The sequence below is a fragment of the Novacetimonas hansenii JCM 7643 genome (genome assembly GCF_000964405.1).
GTDB classification, from domain to species: Bacteria; Pseudomonadota; Alphaproteobacteria; order Acetobacterales; family Acetobacteraceae; genus Novacetimonas; species Novacetimonas hansenii.
In genome coordinates this window covers 1-433 of the sequence record NZ_BANE01000414.1, presented here as the reverse complement: position 1 = coordinate 433, position 433 = coordinate 1, and the positions used below count along the sequence as shown (strand labels likewise).

The 433-nt window shown below is 54.0% G+C and carries 1 protein-coding gene; it reads left to right on the top strand.

Annotated elements, in window-relative coordinates:
- Positions 1 to 416 (top strand): IS630 family transposase (locus B7G66_RS16860; protein ID WP_048859443.1); only part of this gene is annotated, 416 nt, incomplete at its 5' end.
- Between the last annotated feature and the right edge of the window lie 17 nt (positions 417 to 433).

Below are 433 nucleotides of genomic sequence, written 5' to 3'. Positions count from 1 at the left end.
TAAGGACCCGATCCGCCTGGATTTTCGGGGCAATCTGCCCCGCTCAGGGAAAAGGGGCTGCTCTTGTTCTCCCCGTGTGCAACATTCATGCGATGAATTTCCATCTCAAGGAAATCGCCCAGGTCGTTGCACCGCAAAGTCACGCCGTCCTCATCCTGGATCAGGCAGCATGGCATACCAGTCTGAAACTGACGGTTCCCCCCAACATCACCATCATGCCGCTCCCGCCACGCTCTCCCGAACTCAATCCTGTGGAAAACGTCTGGCAGTTTATGCGCAATACATGGCTCTCAAACAGAATCTTCAGAACCTATGACGATATCGTCGATATCGCCTGCCATGCGTGGAACCAGCTCACCGAGCAGCCATGGCGCATTATGTCCCTCGGATTGCGCGACTGGGCTCATGGGTCATAGCAAAAACAAATTGGTAT